The sequence below is a fragment of the Salininema proteolyticum genome (genome assembly GCF_042685645.1).
GTDB classification, from domain to species: Bacteria; Actinomycetota; Actinomycetes; order Mycobacteriales; family Micromonosporaceae; genus Salininema; species Salininema proteolyticum.
On the sequence record NZ_JBHUNX010000001.1, the window covers coordinates 2,646,330 to 2,667,705 of the forward strand.

Consider the following 21,376-nt stretch of genomic DNA (forward strand, 5'->3'; position numbering starts at 1 on the left):
CGCAGAGAACCACCCAGCGAACACTGTCGGTGGACTGGGCCCGGATATCCGCCCGACAGGAGCCCACGGCGAGGAGTGTTCAGAGACCGGGCAGGGTCTCGGGGCCGCTCTCGCCGGCCGGAGCCTCCACGGGCCGGACCAGGTCGGGCCCGTTGTTCCGGACTGAACCCACCGCCCTGCTCACCGGAAAGACGTCCAGGTCGCCGATCTGGGCCGCGTCGGGACCGCGCAGCAGCTCGGACGCGGGCGCCTCCTCCTCCCCCAGCCACGCCGGTATCCGCGAGTCCGGCAGGACGTAGGGCATCCGAGGGTGGATCTCCTCCAGGCCTTCGCCCATCGCGGGACAAGTGATGATGGTGAACGACCAGAGGGGCTCCTCCTCGCGGCGGGAGCTCCACCGCTCCCATAGCCCCGCGAGGGGAACGGCCACATCGGGCCCGAAGGTGAAGAAGTACGGCTGCTTCTTCTCCCCCGGCACGCTCTTCCACTCGTACCAGCCGGAGACGGGCACGACGCCGCGATGCCGGGCGAAGGGCCGCTTATAGGCCCGCGAGGTCTCGACCGTCTCGATCCGGGCGTTGATCATCCGGGTGGACATGGAAGTGTCCTTCGACCAGGGCGGCACCAGCCCGAAATGCGCCAGGCGCAGCTCCCGCGAGCCGTCGTCCCCGACGACGACCGGCGCCATCTGGGTGGGCGCCACGTTGTAGCTGGCGGCCCAGTCCGCCGTCCGGTCCTCGGCGTCGAAGACCCGGGCCATGTCCGGCGAGGACATGGCGTTCACATATCGTCCGCACATATATCACATGGTAAGAGGCGGATGTGACATGAGCGGCCGGACCGCGCACTGCCACTACACTGGAACGGTGAACACAGCCGAGAAACCCCAGAAACGAGCATGGACGGCGCCGCACCGGGAGCAGCCGCTGGACGCCGTAGTCTCCATCCCGGGCTCCAAGTCGCAGACCGCCCGTGCCCTGGTTCTGGCCGCGCTCGCCGACGGTCCGTCGACGCTGGTGCGCCCACTGAACTCGCGCGACACCGTTCTCATGGCGCAGGCGCTGGAGTCCCTGGGCGTCGAGGTCGACACCTCCGACCCCGAGCGCTGGACGGTCGTACCGGGCGAACTCCGCTCGGACGCCGCCGTCGACTGCGGCCTGGCCGGCACGGTCATGCGCTTCCTCCCGCCGGTCGCCGCGCTGGCCCCGGGCCGGGTGTCGTTCGACGGCGACGAGGCGGCCTACAAACGCCCGGTCAAACCCGTCCTGGAGGCATTGAAGGCCCTGGGCGTGGCCATCGAGGACGAGGGCCGCGGAGCACTGCCGTTCTCCGTCGAGGGAACCGGCTCGGTCAAGGGCGGAGCGGTGTCCATCGACGCCTCGGCCTCCTCCCAGTTCGTGACGGCGCTGCTGCTGGCCGCGCCGAGGTTCGAGCAGGGCCTCGAGCTGACGCACGTGGGCGGCGAGATCCCGAGCCGGCCGTACCTGGACATGGCGGTGGGGATGCTCCGCGAGGCGGGCGTGACCGTGGACGACTCGGTCCCCGACCGCTGGAAGGTCGAGCCGGGCCCCGTCGCGGCCCGCGAATGGGTCGTCGAACCGGACCTGCAGAACGCCGCCCCGTTCGCGCTGGCGCCGCTGGTCGTGGGCGGCCGGGTGACGGTCACCGGATGGCCGAGGGAGACCACGCAGGCCGGCGACCACCTCCGCGAGGTCATCGGCGAGCTGGGCGGCCGGACCGAGTGGTCCCGCGGAGGGCTGACGGTGGTGGCCCAACCGATGAACGCCAATTCCCGCTTCGACCTCTCCGACGCCTCGGAGATCACCCCCACACTGGCCGCCCTGGCGGCGGTCACCAAGGGCCACATGGAGATACGCGGAGTCGAGCACATTCGCGGTCACGAGACGGACCGCATCGACGCCATGGTCACCGAGCTGCGGAAGATCGGTGCGACGGTGGAAGAGCACGCCGACGGGCTCACTGTCATCCCGGGACTGCTCTCCGCGTCGGTCTTCGAGACTTACGATGATCACCGGATCGCCCACGCGGCGGTCCTGGCGGGACTCGCCGTCCGCGGCATCGAGCTGTCGGACGTGGCCTGCACGTCCAAGACGTGGCCGGAGTTCCCCGAAGTGTGGGAGGAATTCGCGAACGGAGAAGGGGTCTAGAGTGCCGTACAGGGGCCGCGACTGGGACGAGGACGACGTTAGGGTCCGCCCGCCCAAGAAATCCCGGCCCCGGACCAAGATCCGCCCCAAGCACGAAAACGCCGCCACCGCGGTCGTCACCGGCGTCGACCGGGGCCGCTACCGGTGCCTGGCCGACGGCGTCACGGTGACGGCCATGAAGGCCCGCGAGCTGGGCCGCAAGTCCATCGTGGTGGGAGACCGCGTCGACCTGGTCGGCGACCTGTCGGGATCCGAGGGGACGCTGGCCAGGATCGTCCGCGTCAAGGAGCGCCGCGGCGTGCTCCGACGCTCGGCCGACGACGACAACCCGCACGAGCGCGTCGTGGTGGCCAATGTGGACCAGCTGGTGGTCGTCGCCTCGGTGACCGATCCCCCGATCAGCTACGGCTTCGTCGACCGCTGCCTGGTCGCGGCCCTGGACGAGGGCATCGACCCGGTACTGTGCTGCACCAAGACCGACCTGGACTCGGGAGAGCTGGACGAGGTCCGCCGCTACTTCACCGGATCGGGCCTGACCATTGTGGAAACCTCCCCCGACCGTCCCCTGGACGAGATCCGCGACCTGGTGGAGGGCAGGGAGAACGTCTTCTTCGGCCATTCCGGAGTCGGAAAGTCGACGCTGGTCAACCGCCTCATCCCCGGAGCGGGACGCGCGGTCGGCGAAGTCCGCTCCATCGGCAAGGGCAGCCACACCTCCACCAGCGCCGTCTCCTTCGAGCTGCCCGGCGGCGGCTGGGTCATCGACACTCCGGGGGTGCGCTCCTTCGGGCTGGCCCACGTTACGGTAGATTCACTGCTGGACGCCTTCCCGGAACTGGCGGAGGCCGCCCAGGAATGTCCCAAGGGCTGCGAGCACGCCGCCGACACTGCCGATTGCGTCCTCAACGGGGTCTTCAAAGACGACGACCCCCGCACCGCCCGTCTCGAATCCTTCCGCCGCATGGCCGCCTCGCTGCTCGAGGCCGGGAAGAACCAGTACGGCGCGAAGGGCGACCAGTGATTCCGCTTTCGACACGAAGGTTTCCATGGTGAACGACACCGCCTACAGCGACGACCTGCGCCTGGCCCTGTCCCTGGCCGACGCCTCCGACCGCATCAGCATGGAGCGCTTCCGCTCCAACGACCTGAAGATCGACAACAAGCCCGACATGACGCACGTGACGGAGGCCGACCTCGCCGTCGAGCGCTCTATTCGCGACACTCTCGCCGAGGAGCGTCCCGAGGACGCGGTCCACGGCGAGGAGTACGCCGACGCGGAGGGCACCTCGGGCCGCCGCTGGGTCCTCGACCCGATCGACGGCACCGCCGACTACGTCCGCGGAAACCCGGTGTGGGGCACGCTCATCGCGCTGTTCGACGAGAACGACCGGCCCGTCGTCGGCGTCGCGAGCGCACCGGCGCTGGGCAAGCGCTGGTGGGCGGTCAAGGGGGGCGGAGCCTTCGCCGGACCGACCGAGGGCCACAAGGGCGAGGTCGAGCGCCTGCACGTCTCCGACGTCTCCTCGGTGTCCGACGCGTTCGTCTCCATCTCGGCGCTGTCGACCTGGAAGCGCTACGGCAAGGTCGACGCCGTGGTGGAGCTGCTCGACGATGCCTGGCGCGAGCGCGCCTACGGCGACTTCTACCATTACTGCCTGCTCGCCGAGGGCGCCCTGGACGTCGCCGCCGAGTGCGTCGTGTCCCTCTGGGACCTGGCTCCCCTGGCGGTCATCGTGGAGGAGGCCGGCGGCCGCTTCACCGACCTGAAGGGGAACCCCGGTCCGGCGGGCGGCACCGCCCTGGCGACCAACGGGAACCTGCACGACGAGCTGCTGAAGCGAGTGGGGCTCTAAGAACGTGGCGGACTGGCGGGAGATCCGGGCCGAGGGCCTGGTGTTCGAGGACGAGCGGATTCTGGTGCTCAACAAGCCGGCCGGGTGGTCGGTCATGGGCGAGCGCCACGACACCGACCTGGCGCGGCTGTCGGAGGACGCCGGGGAGAAGCTGTGGCCGGTGCACCGGATCGACAAGGTGACGTCCGGCGCGATCCTCTTCGCCAAGGACTTGGAGGCGCACGGCGGCCTGACCCGCCAGTTCAACAAGAAGACGGTCGAGAAGGCCTACCTGGCGGTGGCGGAGGGCGAGGTGCCCGACGCCGGGCGGATCGACCTGCCGTTGTCGGTGGGCCGCAAGAACCGCGTGCGGATCGCGGCCGAGCGGGATGCGATCGCGGAGTCGGGCGGCGTCTGGTCGGTTCCCGACGGCGCGGTGTTCGACCATGTGAAGACGTATCCGTCGGTGACGGAGTTCCGGACGCTGGAGCGGGCGGACGGCAGGTCGCTGCTGCTGGTGAATCCGGAGAGCGGCAGGCGCCACCAGATCCGGGTCCACCTGGCGTGGATAGGCCACGCCATCGCGGGCGATCCCCTGTTCGACAAGCGGTCCACCGAGCGGACGGGGCTGCACTCGGCGCGCCTGGCGTTCGACGCCGAGTGGCTGGGCGAGCGCCTGGACGTCACCGCCCAGCCCGGGGAGGACTTCTGGGGACTCGTCCCCGGCGTCGAGCCCGTCGAGGCGGCCTCGCTCTTCACCGGCTGAGAGCCCCGGTTCAGCGGTCGCCGCCGACGAGGCCGTGCTCCCAGGCCCAGGCGGCGATCTCGACGCGGTTGCGCACCCCCAGTTTGGTACGGATGGACTCCAGGTGGGTCTTGACCGTCGACAGCGCCAGGAACAGGTCGGCGGCGATCTCCCCGTTGGTGCGACCGCGGGCGACCTTCTCCGCGACGTCGAGCTCGCGCTCGGTGAGTCCGGCCTTCTCCCAGTCCGCGGTGCGCCTCTTGCTCTGGGTGACGTGCTCCAGCAGGCGGACGGTCACCGACGGGGAGACGAGCGACTGGCCGTCGGCGGCCGCGCGTATGGCCTCCAGGAGGAGGTTGGGGCCGGAGTCTTTGAGCAGGAATCCGGTGGCGCCGTTGCGGAGGGCCTCGTAGACGTACTCGTCCGTGTCGTAGGTGGTGACGACGACGATGCGCGGTGCGGCGGCCGACTCCGAGAGGATCTTGGTTGCGGTGAGCCCGTCCTGTTTGGGCATGCGGATGTCCATGAGGACCACGTCCGGCATGAGCTTGCGCGACAGGGCGACGGCCTCGACGCCGTCGGAGGCCTCGGCGACGACCTCCATATCGCTCTGCGAGTTGATGACCATGGAGAACCCGGCCCTCACCATGGCCTGGTCGTCGGCTATCAGGACGGAAACGGTCATGGTGTCGGGCCTTCTTCTGCGGGAACGGGTCTCGCCTCCACTGTACGGGGGCCGAGGGGCGGCATCGGCCGAAAGGCGGAGGCGTCGGGGAGTGATTCGTCCTTGCGGCCGAGGGCGGGAGCCCCGATCCTTGACCATACTTGGTATGGTGCCCATAGGCCCGATTCCCCGATTGGAGAACCCCTGTGAAGACGACCGCCCCGCTCGCCTGGCTGTTGTTCAAGGGAGGGCGGCGCGAAGGCCGTCTCTCCTCGGCGATGACGATCGCCGCCGTCGCCGTCGTCACCCTCATCCTCCTCTTCAGCGTGGCGGGCAATTTCGCCTTCGCCGACCGCGGCGACTCCACCCGGTGGCGCTATCCGGCAGAGGACCGGGACGGACCGGCCCTGATCGCCGAGTACCCCGATTACGTCGGCGGCACCGCGATCCACCGCATCGACCTCGCCGCCGAGGACGCCTCCACCATGGAATCCCCGCCCGGCCTCGACGCCTTCCCCCGGCCCGGCGAGGTCTACGTCTCGCCCGCCGCCGCGGACCTGCTGGAGCAGTTCCCGGATGAGCAGCTGGCCGACCGCTACGGCGAAGTGACTGGAACGATCGGCGACGACGCCCTCACCGGCCCCGGAGAACTGCTGGTCGTCGTCGGCCGGAGCTATGACGGAACCGCCATGACCGCCAACCGGGACATGTTCGGCGAACCGACGGCACGGCCGTTCGGCTCCTTCGCGGAGGGCGGCACCGCCTCCGAGTACAAGATGTACCGGGCCCTGATGGGTCTGGCGACGGTGTTCATGCTGGTGCCGGTCCTCATCTTCGGCGCGGCCATCGCCCGCCTCTCGGTCGCCCGCAAGGACCGCCGTCTGGCCTCCATGCGCCTCATGGGAGCCACCCCCGGGCAAGTGCGGGGCATAACGGCGTTGGAGACCTCGATGCTCGCGCTCGTCGGGTCCGCGGTGGGCGCCGCCGCGTGGTCGGCTTTGGCTCCGCTGTTGACGCGGATCGAGATCGACGGGACCACCTGGTTCGCCGGCGACCTCTGGATGGGCGCGCTCCCGCTGCTCGGATGCGTGCTGGCCGTCCCCCTCCTGGTGGCAATCTCCGCCGTCGTGGGGCTGCGCCGGACCGTCGTCTCGCCGCTCGGCGTGGCCCAACGGCAGCGGAACCCCAGGCTCAAGTGGGTCCGCCCGGTCGCCTTCGTCGCGCTCGCGGCGCTGTTCCTCGGGGCGGTCCGCTACTATCCCGACCCGACCGTCGAGTCCTCGATCGTCCTCCTGCTGGCCCTGGGCAGCTTCGTCGGCGCGCTGTCCCTCCTGGGGCCGTGGCTGATCCAGCTGATCGGTTTTCTGACGGGACTCGCCGCCCGCCGTCCGTCGACCCTTCTGGCGGGCCGGAGGCTCGCCTCCGACCCGCGCAACGCCTGGAGGACGGTCTCGGGCATCACCCTGGTCGGATTCGTCGCCGGGTTCGTCGCCGTCATGCCCATGACGCAGACAGCTCCGGAGCAGACTGGGGCCGCCACCCTCCGCGTGTGGACGACTCCGGAGGTCGCGGCCCAGGCGGCCGAGAAGGCCGACGACATCGTCGGGGTCGAGGAGGCCGAGGCCCACGAGGACGGCACTGTGAGGATGCGGTTCGCCCCGGGGACAGACCTCGACGCGGCCCGCACCGACATGGGCGCGCTGGTGCCCGGTTCCGCGCCGACCACGGGCAGGGACGCCGTCGTCGTCATGAACAGGCAGGCCGTCTCGGTCCAGACCGGAGCGATCGTCGTCCTCGCAGTCACCTTCGCGCTGGCGATAGTCTCGGCCGCGATCGCGGGCGTCTCTTCCACTCTGGAGCGAAAAGAGGTCTACCATCTCCTGCACCTGACGGGGACGCCGCGCAAGGTCCTCAACCGCGCCCGGACGCAGGAGGTACTGCTCCCCCTGGCGCTGCTCGGCGGAGGGTCGATCCTCACCGGAGTGCTCCTGGCCGCGCCGACGGCGAAGTACGCGCCTCCCAACGCGACCGGCGACATGGAGTGGATACTCGCCGTGGCCGCCGCCGTCGGCTTCGCCGGCGTGATGCTCGCGAGTGCCGCGGCGAGGCCGGTGCTGACGCAGGCCATGCGGACCGCGAACGTCCAGGGTGACTGACGGTCTACTCCTCCCCGGCGATCTCGTCGGGGAGGAACGCCGACACCTCCCAGCCGAGGCCGTCCTCTCGCGGCCCCCAGCGGAGCAGGCCGCCGACGGCGCGGACCCTCTCGGAGAGCCCGACCAGGCCGAAGCCGCTGGCGGCGAACTTCTTGGCGTTCTTTCCCGACCCGTTGTCGCGCACGGTCACCTCGATGCCCTCTTCGGCGCGGGAGACGGTGACGCGGACGGTGGCGGCGTCGGGGGCGTGCTTCCGGATGTTGGTCAGGGCCTCGCGCACGACGCGGAACGCGGTGGCCTCCACGTCCGGCGGCACGGCGGTCAGCTGCGGGGAGAGGAAGACCGTGGCGTCCACGTCGTTGCGCGCCCAGGACTCGACCATGGGTTTGATCTGGGCGATGTCCCCCAGGGGCGTGTACTCCGCGCCGTCCTCCTGGCGGCGGAGCATGGCCACCATGCGGCGCATGGACTTGAGCGCCTCGGTGCCGGCCTGTTCGATCTCCTCGAAGGCGCGGGCGGCCTCCTCGGGCCGGTCGACGGCGGCGAACCGGGCCGCCTGGGCGCGGACGACCATGCCGGTGACGTGGTGGGCGACGAAGTCGTGGATCTCGCGGGCCATCTCCGTGCGCTCCTCTTGGCGCACCTGATCGACCGACTGCTTGCGGGTGTTGTCGAGGCCTCTCAGGTAGAGGCCGATGGCGACGGCGACGGTGGTGGGGAAGGCGAGCATGACGTCGGCTGCCACGAGGCCGAGGCCGGTGGCCTCGGAGCGCAGCGGCGTCGCGAGGATCGCCAGGACGAGGACGCCGACGGTGAGGTAGTCGCCGGGGTCCTTCCATCCGCGGACGGCGTAGATGACCATGAGGCCCAGGAAGACCAGTTCGGAGGCTCCGAAGTAGTTCTGGTACTGGCCGAGCATGACCTGGGTGAGGGCGAGGGTCGTCACCAGCGAGAGCCAGGCGGGGACCTGCAGGAGGCGGTAGCGGTCGGACCGGTACTCCAGGAACATCCAGGCGGCGACGATCTGCGGGGCGAGGATCGCGAGGCTGTAGGGGAAGTAGCCGTACTGGGACAGCTCCAGCAGCGCCAGCATCGCCAGGACGGCGACCATGCCCCACTGGAAGAGCTTCTCGCCGACCTTGTTGATCCGCTTGACGTGTCTCGGTTGCATCACTTGACCACCGTATACGTGTGGAACGCGCCATCGGCCGAAAGGCGGAGGGCGCCGACGCGGAACCGGTCCCCGAGCCGATGCGGTCCCGCCCGCCCACCGAGCATCCTCGAAGGCATGGACGCTTTGAATCTCGTCGGCTTCGCCATCGCCGCACTGATGGCCCTACCGTTTCTCGTCGCCGGGATCGCCATGCCCCTGGCCGACGACCAGGACAACGAAAGGAATCACATCTGATGTCCGCCCATGGAGAACTGCGGGGGATCTCCCTCCAGAAGCACTACGGTTCCACCGTCGCCCTCGGCGGTGTCGACATCGCCATCCCGGCCGGGCAGACGGTCGCCATCGTCGGCCCGTCCGGCTCGGGAAAGTCCACACTGCTGCACGCCCTGGCCGCGATCCAGGCGCCCGACGCCGGCGAGGTCCGCCTCGGCGGCGAGCGAGTGGACGACCTGACCGAGGGACAGCGCTCCCGTCTGCGCCGCACTGAGTTCGGCTTCCTCTTCCAGTTCAACGGGCTGCTGCCCGAGCTTTCGGCGCTGGACAACGTGGCCCTGCCGCTCATGCTGGACGGGAAGAGCCGGCGCCGCGCGGCCAAGACGGCGGCCGACTGGCTCAACTGGCTGGGCATCGGCGACCTCGCCGACAACCGCCCCGGAGAGATGTCCGGCGGCCAGGCCCAGCGGGTGGCGTTGGCGCGCGCGCTGGTCATCGAGCCGGCCGTCGTCTTCGCGGACGAACCGACGGGGGCGCTCGACCAGGCCACCGGGGCGGAGACGCTGAAGACCCTGCTGACCTCCGTCAAGCAGCGCGGAGCGAGCCTCGTGGTTGTGACCCACGACGCGAACGTCGCCCAGGCGTGCGAGCGCGTCGTCGAGATCCAGGACGGCCGCATCATCGCCGATTCGCTGCCCTCCGGTCCGCTGGCGCAGGGGGCCGCCGCGTGAGGACAGTGCCCGGCATCGCCTGGATGCTCTTCAAAGGCGGGCGGGGGCAGAGCCGCCTGTCCTCCGCCCTGACGGTGCTGGCCGTGACGACGGTTGCGGTGGTCCTGCTGTTCACCGTGGCGGGCAACATCGCCTTCCAAGCGCGCAGCGACGCGACCGCCTGGCGCGCGCCGCAGGAGGCGGCGTCGGGCGGGGCGGTCATCGCCACGTCCACCGACTATGTCGCCGACACGTCGTTGGCCCGTATCGACCTGGGCAGCGCCGACCCGGGCGACGCTCCCGCCCCGCCCGGGCTGGACAGGTTCCCCGCCCCGGGGGAGGTCTACGCCTCTCCCGCCGCGGAGGACCTCTTGCGGCAATATCCCGCCGACGAACTGGGCGACCGGTACGGGCCGGTCACGGGGACGCTGGGCGACGACGCGCTCGTCGGCCCGGAGGAGGCCGTCATCGTCGTCGGGCACTCGCCGGACGACGCGGCCCTCACCGAGCCGCGGTACGACATGGATGGAACCTCCGCCTACTCCTTCGCCTCGTTCGACGGCGGCGAGGCGTCGGACGTCTATTCCATGTACCTGATGCTCATGGTCCTGGCGACGGTGTTCATGCTGGTGCCGCTGTTCGTCTTCGGTGCGGCGACGGCCCGGCTCTCGGTCTCCCGCAAGGAGGACCGGTTGGCCGCCATGCGTCTCATGGGCGCCACCCCGGCGCAGGTGACTCTGATCACCGTCATGGAGGCGGCACTTCTGGCCCTGGCGGCGTCGATCCTCGGGGCGATCGTCTGGACGCTCGCGATCCCGTTGGTGGGCCTCATTCCCATCGACGGGACGACCTGGTTCACCGGCCACTTGATGATGGGCGTCGGTCCGATGCTCGGCGTCGTGGCCGGAATCCCGCTCCTGGTGGCGCTGTCGGCCCTCGTCGGGCTCAAGGGCGTCCTCGTCTCTCCGCTCGGTGTCGTGCGGCATCAGACCAGGAAGCGGATCAGGGCCGGGCGCCTGCTGGTCTTCCTCGGCCTCGCCGGCGCCTTCTTCGCCGCCACCACGGTGGTCACGCCCAATGTGGCCGGGTCGCTCATCCTCTTCGGCCTCATGGGGGCCTTCCTGTGGGGGCTGAGCTTCATCGGACCGTGGGTGGTCCAGACCCTCGGGAGGATCGCCGGGGCACTGGCCCGGCGGCCGGCGCGGCTCTTGGCCGCCCGGAGGATGAGCGCCGACCCCAAGAGCGCGTGGCGGACCGTCTCGGGGGTGACGCTGATCGGCTTCGTGGCCGGGTTCATGGCGGTCATGCCGCTCCTCGGCGCGGAGGAGTCACCCGGCGGGGACCCCGTGCTTTCCGCGACGGCCTCGGCCGAGTCCGTCGAGAAGGCCGGCGCCGAACTGGAGGAGTCCGTTCCCGAGGCCTCCGACGTGCAAGTGACCCTCGACGGCGAGTCCGGCGCGGGCCAGGTGTCGGCCGCCTTCGACATGGACGTCGACAAGGCGCGCACCCTCATGGCGGAGATCCTCCCCGGGGCGAGCGCGCAGACCGTCGACGACTGGACGGTCGCCAACGAGCGCAGCGGCGCCAGTGTGAGGACGGGCGTGCTCGTGGTGCTGGCCGTGGCGTTCCTGACCGCGATCGTCTCCTCCGCCATCGTCGGCGTCTCCTCCACCTTGGAGCGCAAGGAGGTCTACCACCTCCTCCACTTGGCGGGCACGCCGCGGCGCGTTCTCAACGCCGCCCGGCGGCAGGAGACGCTCATGCCCATGACGGTCCTGGGCGGCGGTTCGATCCTGGCGGGCGTGCTCGCGGGACTGCCGCTGCTGCAGATCGCCCCGGAGGGCGGGTCCATGGTGTGGGTCCTCGGCATCGCGGTCGCCGTCGGCTTCGCCGGGGTCCTCGCCGCCAGCTCGGCGGCCCGCCCGGTCCTCACTCAGGCCATGTACACGCGGACGGTGAAGGGAGACTTATAGACTCGAGCGTTACCGAGAACCGAAGCAGTGTAGCCGCGCCAGGTGGCCGCTGAACGCGGTCACGGCACGGCGAAGGGGCGGGGCGCATGCGCCCCGCCCCTTTTTCGATGTCGCGGATCATCGCCCTCCCGCTGCCGGGCGGACTTCGCCGCTCGTCGGCCGGAGTCGGTCGCAGGTGTGGGCCCGGATCCCGCCAGGGGCCGTTCGACCCCTGTGGCCCGCTAGCGAACTTGTAGTGTCGGGGTTTACGGCGGTTTGAGGCCGGTTCCGGCGAAGAATCCGTCGATGAGGTCGGTGCGGGCCTGGATATCTTCCAGGTGTGTTCGAACGAGCTCGAGAAGGTGGTCGACGCCCTCGATCAGGGTGTTGGCCATGCGGCGTTTGAGCAGGGACCATGCGCTCTCGACGGGGTTGAGTTCGGGAGCGTAGGAGGGCAGTTGGTAGACCCGCAGCCAGGGGCGGGCGGCGATCAGCTCACGCATCCGCGCCGACTTGTGGGCGTTGAGGTTGTCCCATACGAGGACTATCGGACCGTCCAGAGCACGGTGGGCGGCATCGAGCATGTCGGCGAACTGGCGTTCGCGGAACCCGTTCTTCTCACCCTTGCGTTTGCGGTGGGGCATGGTGCGGTAGAAGAACCGGGAGCGCTCACCAGGTCGGTAGGCGGACAGCCCGGCCAGGGAGACTCGCCCTGACCCGCGTTTGCGGACTCGGACCACCGGGGTTCGTCCTCGTCGGCCCCAGGTACGGGACCGGGCTGGTACGAGGGTGTGCGACGCTTCGTCTTCGAAGACTATCCACGCGCCCAGCCTGCGCGCGATCCTTTTACCTGCGGCCAGGTCTTCTTCTGCCACTGCACGATGGCTTCGTCGTCTCGGTCGGAGGCTTTGGCGTCGGGTATCTGCGGACTCCAGCCCATGCCGTGCAAGACCAGGGAAATGCCCTTGAGACTGTAGGTGGTGGCGAACAGGTGCTGGACCAGAGCGCGCACCCGCGCTAGAGTCCAGCGTTGATCGTCTCCGAGGCCGGCGGCCTGCGGACCGGCCTCCAGTGCCTTCTCCAACTGTGCGAGCTGGTCGGCATCCAGGCGCGCCTTTGCTCCCGAGGCGCCCTTGGATTTCAGTGCAGCATCTCCGCCCTCCTTCCAGGCACGATGCCACTGATGGCCGGTTTTGGTCGAAACCTCGAACGTCTGGGACACTTCCAAAGGTGTGGCTCCGGCGTCGAACATTGCGGCGGCCTCAAGACGAATCGCCTCACGCTTGGCGCGCGCTGCGGCGTTCAGGCCGCCCCCGTCTCCATATCTCACAGATAGTTCAACGAGGACAGGCCCACTCGGACACGCCAGATGACCCCGAAATTACAAATTCAGTAGCGCGTGGAAGAGGCCACGAACGGCGGCTTGACCATCTTGACCGGCATGCGGCGGCCGCGCACGTCGACCTCCAGCTCGGCGCCGACCTTGTACTGGGTCGAGACCAGCCCGAGCGCGATGCCCTTCTGGAGGCTGGGGGCGAAACCGCCGGACGTGGTCTCTCCGACCTTGGTCTCCCCGTCGTAGACCTCCATGCCCGCACGCAGCGGACGGCGGCCTTCGGACTCCAGTCCCCACAGGCGGCGGCGCGGCTTGGCCTCGCGCTCGGCCGCCAGGATCTCCTTGCCCCAGAAGTCCGGCTTGTCCCAGCCGACCGCCCAGATCAGGCGCGCCTGGACGGGAGTGATGTCGACGCTGAGGTCGTTGCCGTGCAGCGGGTAGCCCATCTCCAGGCGCAGGGTGTCGCGAGCGCCGAGGCCGCAGGGCTGGACGCCCTTCTCCATGAGCGCGTCCCACACCCGGCCGGCCTCGGCCGAGGGCACGAGCAGTTCGAAGCCCTTCTCGCCGGTGTAGCCGGTGCGGCAGATGATCACCTCGACGTCCTCGAAGGAGGCCGTCTTGAACTCCATGAAGTCCTCGTGGTCGATCGGCAGGCCGAGCTCGGCCACGATCCCGGGCGCCTCGGGGCCCTGGACGGCCAGCACCGCGTACTCGGTGTGCTCGTCGTCGACGCGGATGTCCGCGGGGGCCGCGTCGCGCAGCCGGCGTGCCACCTCGGCGTTGTTCGCCGCGTTGGGGATCGCCAGGACCTTGTCCTCGTCGAAGCGGTAGCAGATGATGTCGTCGACGACGCCGCCCTCGAAGGTGCAGCACAGCGTGTACTGGGCTCCGCCGTTCTTGATGCGGTTCAGGTCGTTGCTGAAGCACGAGTTGACGAACTCGACCGCCCCCGGACCGGTGATCCAGAGCTTGCCCAGGTGCGATACGTCGAAGACGCCCGCCTTGGATCGCACGGCGGTGTGCTCGGCGATGACTCCGTCGTACTCCAGCGGCATCTCCCAGCCGGCGAAGGGCGCGAACTTGGCGCCCAGCGCGAGGTGGCGGGCGTGCAGCGGCGACGGACGGAGGTCTCCCTCGTGAGGTGATGCATGAGTCTCGGCCATGAGTTATACGTTACTGGCCGGACGGAGGGGCATAAGATCGGGATTGGGTTTTCGTAAGGTCCGCAGCCCCGGTCCCTTCGATCGGGCCCCACAGCCCCTGCGGGCGCCCCGCATTGCCAAGGCAAGCACCGAACAGCAACGAATTGAGGTAAGTCGTGTCTGAACTCCGCTTCGACGTAGCAGCGGCTCAGGAGGCCGCGGTAGACGTCCTGGTCATCGGAGCCCACTCCTCCGAGGAGTCCGTCCCCGTCCTCACCGCCTCGGCCTCCGGGGTCGACGCCGCCTTCGGCGGCGACCTCGCGGCCCGCCTGGCAGAAGTGGACTTCAAGGGCGCGGCCGCCTCTGTCGCCAAGCTCCCCGCCCCCGAGGGTGTCGCCGCCAACACGGTCGCCGTCGTCGGGCTCGGCAAGGCCGGGGACGCCGACGACGAGTCGCTGCGCCGCGCCGCCGCTCAGGGCGTCAAAGCCTCCTTCGGCCGCGACAGCGTCGCGGTGGCCCTCGACGGCGACGCCGACGCCATCGCCGTCGGCGCCGCCCTGGGCACCTACCGTTACGAGGGCTACAAGAGCGGCGACGAGGCCGACGAGGCGCCCGGCCGCGTCCTCCTGCTGGGCGTCGGCGAGGACGCCGTGAAGCGCGCCGAGTCGCTCGCCGCCGGCGTGTTCGCCGCCCGCGACTGGGTCAACACCCCGCCCAACTACCTGCGTCCCCCGTCCTTCGCCGCGGAGATCGAGCGCGGCGCGGCCGAGCTGGGCATGCGGACCGAGGTCCTGGGGACCGAAGAGCTGACCTCCGGCGGCTACGGCGGCATCCTCGCCGTGGGCGGCGGGTCCGAGGCCGAGCCCCGCCTGGTCCGCGTCGAGTACCGCCCGGAGGGCGCCTCCAAGCACATCGCCCTGGTCGGCAAGGGCATCACCTTCGACACCGGCGGCATCTCCCTCAAGCCCTCGCAGGGCATGTGGGACATGAAGGGCGACATGGGCGGTTCCGCAGCCGCGATCGGCGCCATCTTCGCCATCGCCCGCCTCGGCCTTCCGATCAACGTGACCGCGACCGTCGCGCTGGCCGAGAACATGCCGTCCGGCTCCGCCTACCGCCCCGGCGACGTGGTCACCGCACGCAACGGCAAGACCATCGAGGTCCTCAACACCGACGCCGAGGGGCGCATGGTCCTGGCCGACGCGCTCTCCCGCGCCGTCGAGGACGGGCCCGACGCCGTCTACGACATCGCCACCCTCACCGGTGGACAGGTCGTCGCCCTGGGCAGCCGCACCATGGGCCTCATGGGCAGCGAGGAGGAGACCGCCCGCGTCAAGCGGCTGGGCGACCTCACCGGCGAGAAGGGCTGGCCGATGCCCCTCCCGGAGGACATCCGCAAGAACATGGAGTCCCCGATCGCCGACATCAGCCAGGTCGCGCAGGGCATGAACCGCGACGGCCACATGCTGCAGGGCGGCGTCTTCCTGGAGCACTTCATCCCCGAGGGCACGCCGTGGGCGCACCTGGACATCGCCGGCCCCTCGGACGGGGACAAGGCGTTCGGCTACATCCCGAGGGGAGCCTCCGGCTTCCCCGTCCGCACCCTCGTCGCGGTCGTGGAGGACTGGATCTGAGCACCGCGGGAGCCTCCGGCCCGACGGTCGTCGGACCGGAGGCTCCCGGTGCGGTGGGACCCGGGTCCCACCGCACCGAGGCCGAGTTCCGGCGCCACCGCCGGGTATCGCCGGAACGGTCGGCGCACGGAGAACGGCCCGGACAGAGAACAAGGCCCGCAGCTTCGCCTGCGGGCCTTGTTCGCGGCCATCGAGCCATCGAGCTCGGTGCGCCTTTTCGACGTCTTCATTGAACCCCGGGAACGCCCCGCGGCGCTTCGGAGAAACCTCCGAAGTCCGCGCAGACGTCTCAGCCCTTCCTACGAGCGGCCTTGCGGCGCGCGTCGAAGTCCCTCTTGCGCTGCGGATACCCGGTCTTCTCGGCCTCGTAGAGCGGGATGTCGTACTTCTCCGCCAGCGCGAACGCGCCCTGGCGGCCGGCGACGCGGCGGCGCGTCCACTCCCCGTCGTGCGCGATGAGCATGACCGTCGTCTCGGTCACAGTGGTCTTGGGCTCGAGGTAGGCCTCCACACCGGTCCGGGCCGATATGAACCCGGCCAGGTGGGCGAGGTCCTCCTTGCCCGCGGCGCGGTCGAGCGTTCCGGGGTTGGACTGCGCTTTCTTCTTGCGCTTGAACCAAGCCATGGCGCCTCCTCGTAGGGCGGAACGGAAACCTATTCGTTCCAGCGTACACAATCGGCCATATCGATGTGTCCAGCGGCACATCGTCCGAATGGCCGAGAAGGGGTGTTCCGAGATTGAATGGGTGTAGTCCAGACTCCAATAACGCCGACTCCGTTCCCACAAGGACGCGGCCGGTGAGACGATGACAAAGTCCATAGCAACGTCACAGGGGAGAATATGAGCAACCCGAACGCAGGTTACGACGTAGTGATCCTGGGTGGCGGCAGCGGCGGTTACGCCTGCGCCTTCCGCGCAGCCGAACTCGGCATGTCGGTCGCCCTCATTGAAAAAGACAAAGTGGGTGGAACCTGTCTGCACCGCGGTTGCATCCCCACCAAGGCGCTCCTGCACGCCGGCGAGGTCGCCGACACCACCCGCGAGGCGGGCCAGTTCGGCGTCGAGGCCGAGTTCAAGGGCGTCGACATGGGCGCCGTCAACAAGTACAAGGACGGCATCGTCTCCGGCCTGTACAAGGGCGTCCAGGGACTCTTCAAGGCCCACAAGGTCGAGGTCATCAACGGGTACGGCAAGCTGACCGGACCCAACACGATCGAGGTCGACGGCCGGACCGTCACCGGTAAGAACATCGTCCTCGCCTCCGGCTCCTACTCGAAGTCGCTGCCGAACATCGAGATCGACGGCGAGCGCTTCATCACCTCCGAGCACGCCCTCAACCTGGACAAGGTCCCCGAGAAGGCCATCGTCATCGGCGGCGGCGTCATCGGCGTCGAGTTCGCCTCCGCGTGGCGCTCCCTGGGCGCCGAGGTCGAGATCGTCGAGGGCCTCCCCCGCCTGATCGCCGCGGAGGACGCCGACAGCTCGAAGCAGCTGGAGCGCTCCTTCCGCAAGCGCGGCATCAAGTTCCACACCGGCAAGTTCTTCGAGAAGGCCGAGGCGACCGCCGACGGCGTCCGCATCACCCTGCCCGGCGGTAAGACCGTCGAGGGCGACGTCGCCCTGGTGGCCGTCGGCCGTGGCCCGAACACCGAGGGCATGGGCTACGAGCAGGTCGGCGTCGAGATGGACCGCGGCTTCGTCCTCACCGACGAGCACCTGCGGACCAACGTCGCCGGCGTGTACGCCGCCGGAGACATCGTCCCCGGCGTCCAGCTGGCCCACCGCGGCTTCGCGCAGGGCATCCACATCGCCGAGCACATCGCGGGCCTCGAGCCGGCCCCGATCGACGAGAAGGGCATCCCGCGCGTCACCTTCACCGAGCCCGAGGTCGCCTCGGTCGGCTACAACGAGGACGAGGCGCAGGAGAAGTGGGGCAAGGACAAGATCAAGTCCTACAAGCTCAGCCTGGCCGCCAACGGCAAGTCCGGCATCCTCAAGACGCAGGGCTTCGTCAAGATGGTCTCCGTCGAGGACGGCCCGATCGTCGGTGTCCACATGGTAGGCGCCCGCATCTCCGAGCAGATCGGCGAGGGCGAGCTGATCTACAACTGGGAGGCCTACGCCGACGACGTCGCCAAGCTCATCCACATGCACCCGACCCAGAACGAGGCTCTGGGCGAGGCCGCGATGGCGCTGGCGGGCAAGCCGCTGCACGTCCACGACTAAGAGTCGTCTGGGAAGAGGTCCAGCTCAGGCCCCTCGGATCGCTTTTTGCGATAGGGTTGTCTGCGCTGGACCCTCATCGCGTGCGGCCCTGAAGCCCAATAAAGCCTTATAACCATTAGACAAGGAAGTTCAACATGCCTACATCGGTAACGATGCCGGCTCTCGGTGAGTCCGTCACCGAGGGCACTGTTACTCAATGGCTGAAGCAGGAGGGCGACACCGTCGAAGCCGACGAGCCGCTCCTCGAAGTGTCGACCGACAAGGTCGACACCGAGGTTCCCTCCCCTGTCTCCGGTGTGCTCCTGAAGATCGTCGCCGCTGAGGACGACGAGATCGAGGTCGGCGGCGAACTGGCCGTCATCGGCGAGGCCGGCGAGGCTCCGTCCGCTCCGGCGGCCCCCGCCGAGCCCGAGGCCGCCCCGGCTCCCGCCGCCGAAGAGGCCCCGGCCCCCGCCGCCGAGTCCGCTCCGGCCGAGGCCCCGGTTGCCGCCGAGGGCGTCGAGGTGCCGCTGCCCGAGCTGGGCGAGTCGGTCACCGAGGGTACTGTGACCCAGTGGCTCAAGGCCGTCGGCGACACCGTCGAAGCCGACGAGCCGCTCCTCGAGGTCTCGACCGACAAGGTCGACACCGAGATCCCGTCGCCGGCCGCCGGCACGCTTTTGGAGATCCGCGTTCCCGAGGACGAGACCGCCGACGTCGGCGCCGTGCTCGCCGTCATCGGCTCGGGCGCCGCCCCCGCCGCGGCCCCCGCTCCCGAGGCGCCGAAGGCCCCCGAGGCCCCGGCCGCCCCGGCTGAGCCCGCCGCCGCTCCGGCCGCTCCCGCACCGGCTCCGTCCGCCCCGGCCGCGGCCCCCGCCGCTCCGGCGGCTCCGGCCGAGAAGCCGACGGCCTCCTCCTACATCACGCCGATCATCCGCAAGTTCGCCGCGGAGAACAACGTGGACCTCGCCGAGGTCCAGGGCACCGGCGTGGGCGGACGCATCCGCCGCCAGGACGTCGAGGCCGTCGTGGAGGCCCGCAAGGCCGCCGCGCCCGCCGCCTCGTCCGCCCCGGCCGCGGCCCCCGCCGCTCCGGTGGAGCCGAGCCCGCTGCGCGGCCGCACCGAGAAGGCCAGCCGCCTCCGCCTCGTCGCCGCCAAGGCCCTGCACGAGTCGCTCCAGTCGATGGCCCAGCTGACCACGGTCGTCGAGGTCGACGTCACCAAGGTCATGCGACTGCGCTCCGCCAAGAAGGACGAGTTCTTCGCCCGCCACGGCGTCAAGCTGTCGCCGCTGCCGTTCTTCGCGCTGGCCGCCATCGAGGCCCTGCGCCAGTACCCGGTCATCAACGCCTCCTTGAACATGGAGGAGAAGACGATCACCTACCCCGAGGCCGAGAACGTCGGCTTCGCGGTGGACACGCCGAAGGGCCTGATCGTGCCCGTCGTCAAGGACGCGGGAGACCTCAACATCCCGGGTCTGGCCAAGCACATCGCCGAGCTGGCCGGCAAGGCCCGCGACGGCGGCCTCGGCCCGGACGACCTGTCCGGCGGCACGTTCACCATCACCAACACCGGTTCGGTCGGCGCGCTGTTCGACACGCCGATCGTTCCGCTGGGGCAGTCGGCGATCCTCGGCACCGCGGCGATCGTCAAGCGCCCGGTGTTCGTGGACGACCCGGAGCTCGGCGAGGTCGTCGCCGCGCGCCAGATCATGAACCTGACGCTGTCCTACGACCACCGTCTCATCGACGGCGCCGACGCCGCCCGCTACCTGCAGACGGTAAAGAAGCGCGTCGAAGAGGGCAACTTCGAGGGCGCTCTGGGGCTCTAAGCTCCTGACGCCGATCCGAACCGCGGGGTGCCGGGCACCCCGCGGTTCTCTCGTTCCCGGCCGCGGAACCTCGCGGCCGCTACGACTCGGCGATGCGCGCGGCGAGTCCGAGGGTGCTTCCCGCCAACAGGGCCGTGATCCCCACGGCCGCCACGACCTCGCCCAGTCCGTGCGCGCTCGCCGCGAGGTCGGTGTAGACCCTCAGGTCCGCTCCGTACAGGAGCGCCGCCCCCACGAACAGGCCCGACGCCCACGCGGCCTTGCCCACGGTCCCGCGCCAGGCGAAGTAGGAGAGGGCCCAGACGGACAGGATCAAGGTCATGGCCGCGGCCAGCAGGTACACGCCGTGGTCGCCGCTCAGCCCGGGCGACGCCCCGAGATGCCAGAAGTCGCTGCGCCGCACGCCCGCCTGCTCCCAAGGCAGGAACGTGGCCGCGAGCGCCAGGACGATGCCCGCCATGGCCGCGTACGCCCCCGCCCGCGCCGCGGGGCGGGCCATCCGAACCGTGTGAGTCCCCGTCATGGAATACCTCCCGTATCGGCTGGGAATCAGGAGAACACCGCGCGGAACGCCCGTCAACCCGCAAGCCGGATCCGGCCGCGCAAGAGCGGTTCGCGGACTTCCCGCGCGGCTAAGGGGCACGTGCGGCGCGCGGCACGCCTACAATGAAGCCGATGCCCGCCCTGAGAACCGCATAACGGAAGGCAGCACCATGAGCAGCAACGAGCCCCAGCCCGGCTCCGAGGACGGCGGAAAGCGGCCGTCCGAGTCCGACGACGAGGCCGCCGGCACCGAGCAGTCCCCCGAACCGCCGGCTCCGGAGTCGGCGTTCGACAAGGACCGGGACGATTCCGACTCCGACAGCACGATGAAGCTGACGGGCGGTTCGGACACCATGAAACTCAAGCCGGGTTCCGGTCCTGCCCCAGCGGCCCCCTCGGGGCCGGAGATGACCCCTCCCGCTCCTCAGGGGCAGGAGAACGCGGCGGGAGAAGGGGCGGGCCACGCCGGCGGACCGGCCGGGCCCGGACAGCCCGACCCGCAATTGCCGCCGATGCCGGGATCCGATCCGGCGGCCTACGGACAGGCCGGGGCGGCGCCCCCGCCCGGCGGTCCCCACCCGGGCCAGCCGCCCATGGGCGGTCCGCAACCGGGACAGGCAGCGCCCGGCGGAGCCCCGCAGGGTTACGGGCAGGCCGGATACCAGCAGCCCGGCGCGGCACCGGGATACCCGCCCCACGGCGGCCCCTACGACCCCTACCGGCAGGCGCCGGTCGCCCCGCAGCCCCGGCTCAAGAACTGGGCGGGCGTGACCAGCCTCGTCTGCGGGCTCGTCGGCATCGTCCTCAGTTGGATCTGGTGCCTGGGCGGCCCGCTCGGCATCATCGCCGTCATCTTCGGCGGCCTGGGCGTCTCCTTCAACAACAAGGGCGAGGCGGCCAACAAGGGCATGTCGATCACAGGCCTCGTCCTGGGCATCCTCGCCACGGTCATCTCCATCGTGATCCTCATAGCGATCGCCTCATCCGGACAGGGCTACTACAACTACCAGGTCGGATAACACAGGCGTTGCGGGCCGCGGCGGGCTTCCCACCGCGGCCCGCGCCCGCC

General features: G+C 70.0%; 18 protein-coding genes and 1 pseudogene. 11 read left to right on the forward strand and 8 right to left on the reverse strand.

All coding sequences use genetic code 11. The annotated features are described in order from the left end of the window. Nucleotides 1–79: 79 nt before the first annotated feature. Nucleotides 80–799 (reverse strand): SOS response-associated peptidase, encoded by a 720-nt coding sequence (locus ACFTE1_RS12325; RefSeq protein WP_380622858.1) that lies wholly within the window; start codon nt 797–799, stop codon nt 80–82. Nucleotides 800–866: 67 nt separating this feature from the next. On the opposite strand from ACFTE1_RS12325, the gene aroA reads away from it, so the two are divergent. Genes aroA through ACFTE1_RS12345 form a run of 4 tightly spaced genes read left to right on the forward strand, consistent with a single transcriptional unit; the run spans nt 867 to nt 4,766 of the window. Next, nucleotides 867–2,168 carry a 3-phosphoshikimate 1-carboxyvinyltransferase gene (gene aroA, locus ACFTE1_RS12330; RefSeq protein WP_380622856.1) on the forward strand — a complete coding sequence of 434 codons (1,302 nt, stop codon included), beginning with the start codon at nt 867–869 and terminating at the stop codon, nt 2,166–2,168. Between the two features lies 1 nt (nt 2,169). After that, entirely contained in the window at nt 2,170–3,189 is a 1,020-nt protein-coding gene (gene rsgA / locus ACFTE1_RS12335; RefSeq protein ID WP_380622854.1) for a ribosome small subunit-dependent GTPase A, read from the forward strand. A 25-nt stretch (nt 3,190–3,214) separates the two neighbouring features. Continuing rightward, nucleotides 3,215–4,021 carry a histidinol-phosphatase gene (gene hisN, locus ACFTE1_RS12340; RefSeq protein WP_380622852.1) on the forward strand — a complete coding sequence of 269 codons (807 nt, stop codon included), beginning with the start codon at nt 3,215–3,217 and terminating at the stop codon, nt 4,019–4,021. A 4-nt stretch (nt 4,022–4,025) separates the two neighbouring features. Next, complete coding sequence (locus tag ACFTE1_RS12345) at nt 4,026–4,766, forward strand: RluA family pseudouridine synthase (protein ID WP_380622850.1); 741 nt, start codon at nt 4,026–4,028, stop codon at nt 4,764–4,766. A gap of 10 nt (nt 4,767–4,776) precedes the next feature. Here ACFTE1_RS12345 and ACFTE1_RS12350 read toward each other — a convergent pair whose 3' ends face one another. Next, nucleotides 4,777–5,430, reverse strand: coding sequence for a response regulator (locus ACFTE1_RS12350; RefSeq protein ID WP_380622848.1), 654 nt, complete (start codon nt 5,428–5,430; stop codon nt 4,777–4,779). 185 nt (nt 5,431–5,615) lie between these two features. Here ACFTE1_RS12350 and ACFTE1_RS12355 point away from each other — a divergent pair, with 185 nt between their 5' ends. Then, nucleotides 5,616–7,565 carry an FtsX-like permease family protein gene (locus ACFTE1_RS12355; RefSeq protein ID WP_380622846.1) on the forward strand — a complete coding sequence of 650 codons (1,950 nt, stop codon included), beginning with the start codon at nt 5,616–5,618 and terminating at the stop codon, nt 7,563–7,565. Between the two features lie 4 nt (nt 7,566–7,569). Here the strand turns inward: ACFTE1_RS12355 and ACFTE1_RS12360 are convergent, their stop codons facing one another. Further along, nucleotides 7,570–8,736, reverse strand: a complete 1,167-nt coding sequence (locus ACFTE1_RS12360; protein ID WP_380623122.1) for a sensor histidine kinase — start codon at nt 8,734–8,736, stop codon at nt 7,570–7,572. 236 nt (nt 8,737–8,972) lie between these two features. Here ACFTE1_RS12360 and ACFTE1_RS12365 point away from each other — a divergent pair, with 236 nt between their 5' ends. Both ACFTE1_RS12365 and ACFTE1_RS12370 read left to right on the forward strand, forming a co-directional pair. Beyond that, a complete protein-coding gene (locus ACFTE1_RS12365; RefSeq protein ID WP_380622844.1) occupies nt 8,973–9,683 on the forward strand; it encodes an ABC transporter ATP-binding protein in 711 nt (236 codons plus the stop codon). Further along, nucleotides 9,680–11,635 carry an FtsX-like permease family protein gene (locus ACFTE1_RS12370; protein WP_380622841.1) on the forward strand — a complete coding sequence of 652 codons (1,956 nt, stop codon included), beginning with the start codon at nt 9,680–9,682 and terminating at the stop codon, nt 11,633–11,635. The genes ACFTE1_RS12365 and ACFTE1_RS12370 overlap by 4 nt, the downstream gene beginning before the upstream one ends. Nucleotides 11,636–11,880: 245 nt before the next feature. Here ACFTE1_RS12370 and ACFTE1_RS12375 read toward each other — a convergent pair whose 3' ends face one another. From ACFTE1_RS12375 to gcvT, 3 genes and pseudogenes are all read right to left on the reverse strand, one after another. Then, nucleotides 11,881–12,642 carry an IS630 family transposase gene (locus ACFTE1_RS12375; RefSeq protein WP_380762939.1) on the reverse strand — a complete coding sequence of 254 codons (762 nt, stop codon included), beginning with the start codon at nt 12,640–12,642 and terminating at the stop codon, nt 11,881–11,883. After that, a pseudogene (locus ACFTE1_RS12380) lies at nt 12,534–12,866 on the reverse strand (winged helix-turn-helix domain-containing protein); the annotation flags it as partial. The gene ACFTE1_RS12375 and the pseudogene ACFTE1_RS12380, both read right to left, overlap by 109 nt. Nucleotides 12,867–13,003: 137 nt before the next feature. Then, the gene (gene gcvT, locus ACFTE1_RS12385) at nt 13,004–14,113 is read right to left on the reverse strand and encodes a glycine cleavage system aminomethyltransferase GcvT (protein ID WP_380622839.1); all 1,110 of its coding nucleotides are present in this window, start codon (nt 14,111–14,113) and stop codon (nt 13,004–13,006) included. 155 nt (nt 14,114–14,268) lie between these two features. On the opposite strand from gcvT, the gene ACFTE1_RS12390 reads away from it, so the two are divergent. Further along, nucleotides 14,269–15,726 (forward strand): leucyl aminopeptidase, encoded by a 1,458-nt coding sequence (locus ACFTE1_RS12390; RefSeq protein WP_380622837.1) that lies wholly within the window; start codon nt 14,269–14,271, stop codon nt 15,724–15,726. 289 nt (nt 15,727–16,015) lie between these two features. Here ACFTE1_RS12390 and ACFTE1_RS12395 read toward each other — a convergent pair whose 3' ends face one another. Further along, nucleotides 16,016–16,351: an oxidoreductase gene (locus tag ACFTE1_RS12395; RefSeq protein ID WP_380622835.1), complete on the reverse strand. Its 336-nt coding sequence runs from the start codon at nt 16,349–16,351 to the stop codon at nt 16,016–16,018. Between the two features lie 216 nt (nt 16,352–16,567). On the opposite strand from ACFTE1_RS12395, the gene lpdA reads away from it, so the two are divergent. Together lpdA and sucB are read left to right on the forward strand one after the other, a co-directional pair. Then, complete coding sequence (gene lpdA / locus ACFTE1_RS12400) at nt 16,568–17,953, forward strand: dihydrolipoyl dehydrogenase (protein ID WP_380622833.1); 1,386 nt, start codon at nt 16,568–16,570, stop codon at nt 17,951–17,953. A 134-nt stretch (nt 17,954–18,087) separates the two neighbouring features. Next, nucleotides 18,088–19,764: a 2-oxoglutarate dehydrogenase, E2 component, dihydrolipoamide succinyltransferase gene (gene sucB, locus ACFTE1_RS12405; protein ID WP_380622831.1), complete on the forward strand. Its 1,677-nt coding sequence runs from the start codon at nt 18,088–18,090 to the stop codon at nt 19,762–19,764. Nucleotides 19,765–19,843: 79 nt separating this feature from the next. Here the strand turns inward: sucB and ACFTE1_RS12410 are convergent, their stop codons facing one another. Then, on the reverse strand, nt 19,844–20,287 hold the full coding sequence (locus ACFTE1_RS12410; protein ID WP_380622829.1) for a hypothetical protein: 444 nt from the start codon (nt 20,285–20,287) through the stop codon (nt 19,844–19,846). A gap of 190 nt (nt 20,288–20,477) precedes the next feature. Between ACFTE1_RS12410 and ACFTE1_RS12415 the strand changes: the two genes are divergently transcribed. Continuing rightward, a complete protein-coding gene (locus ACFTE1_RS12415; protein WP_380622827.1) occupies nt 20,478–21,326 on the forward strand; it encodes a hypothetical protein in 849 nt (282 codons plus the stop codon). Nucleotides 21,327–21,376: the final 50 nt, after the last annotated feature.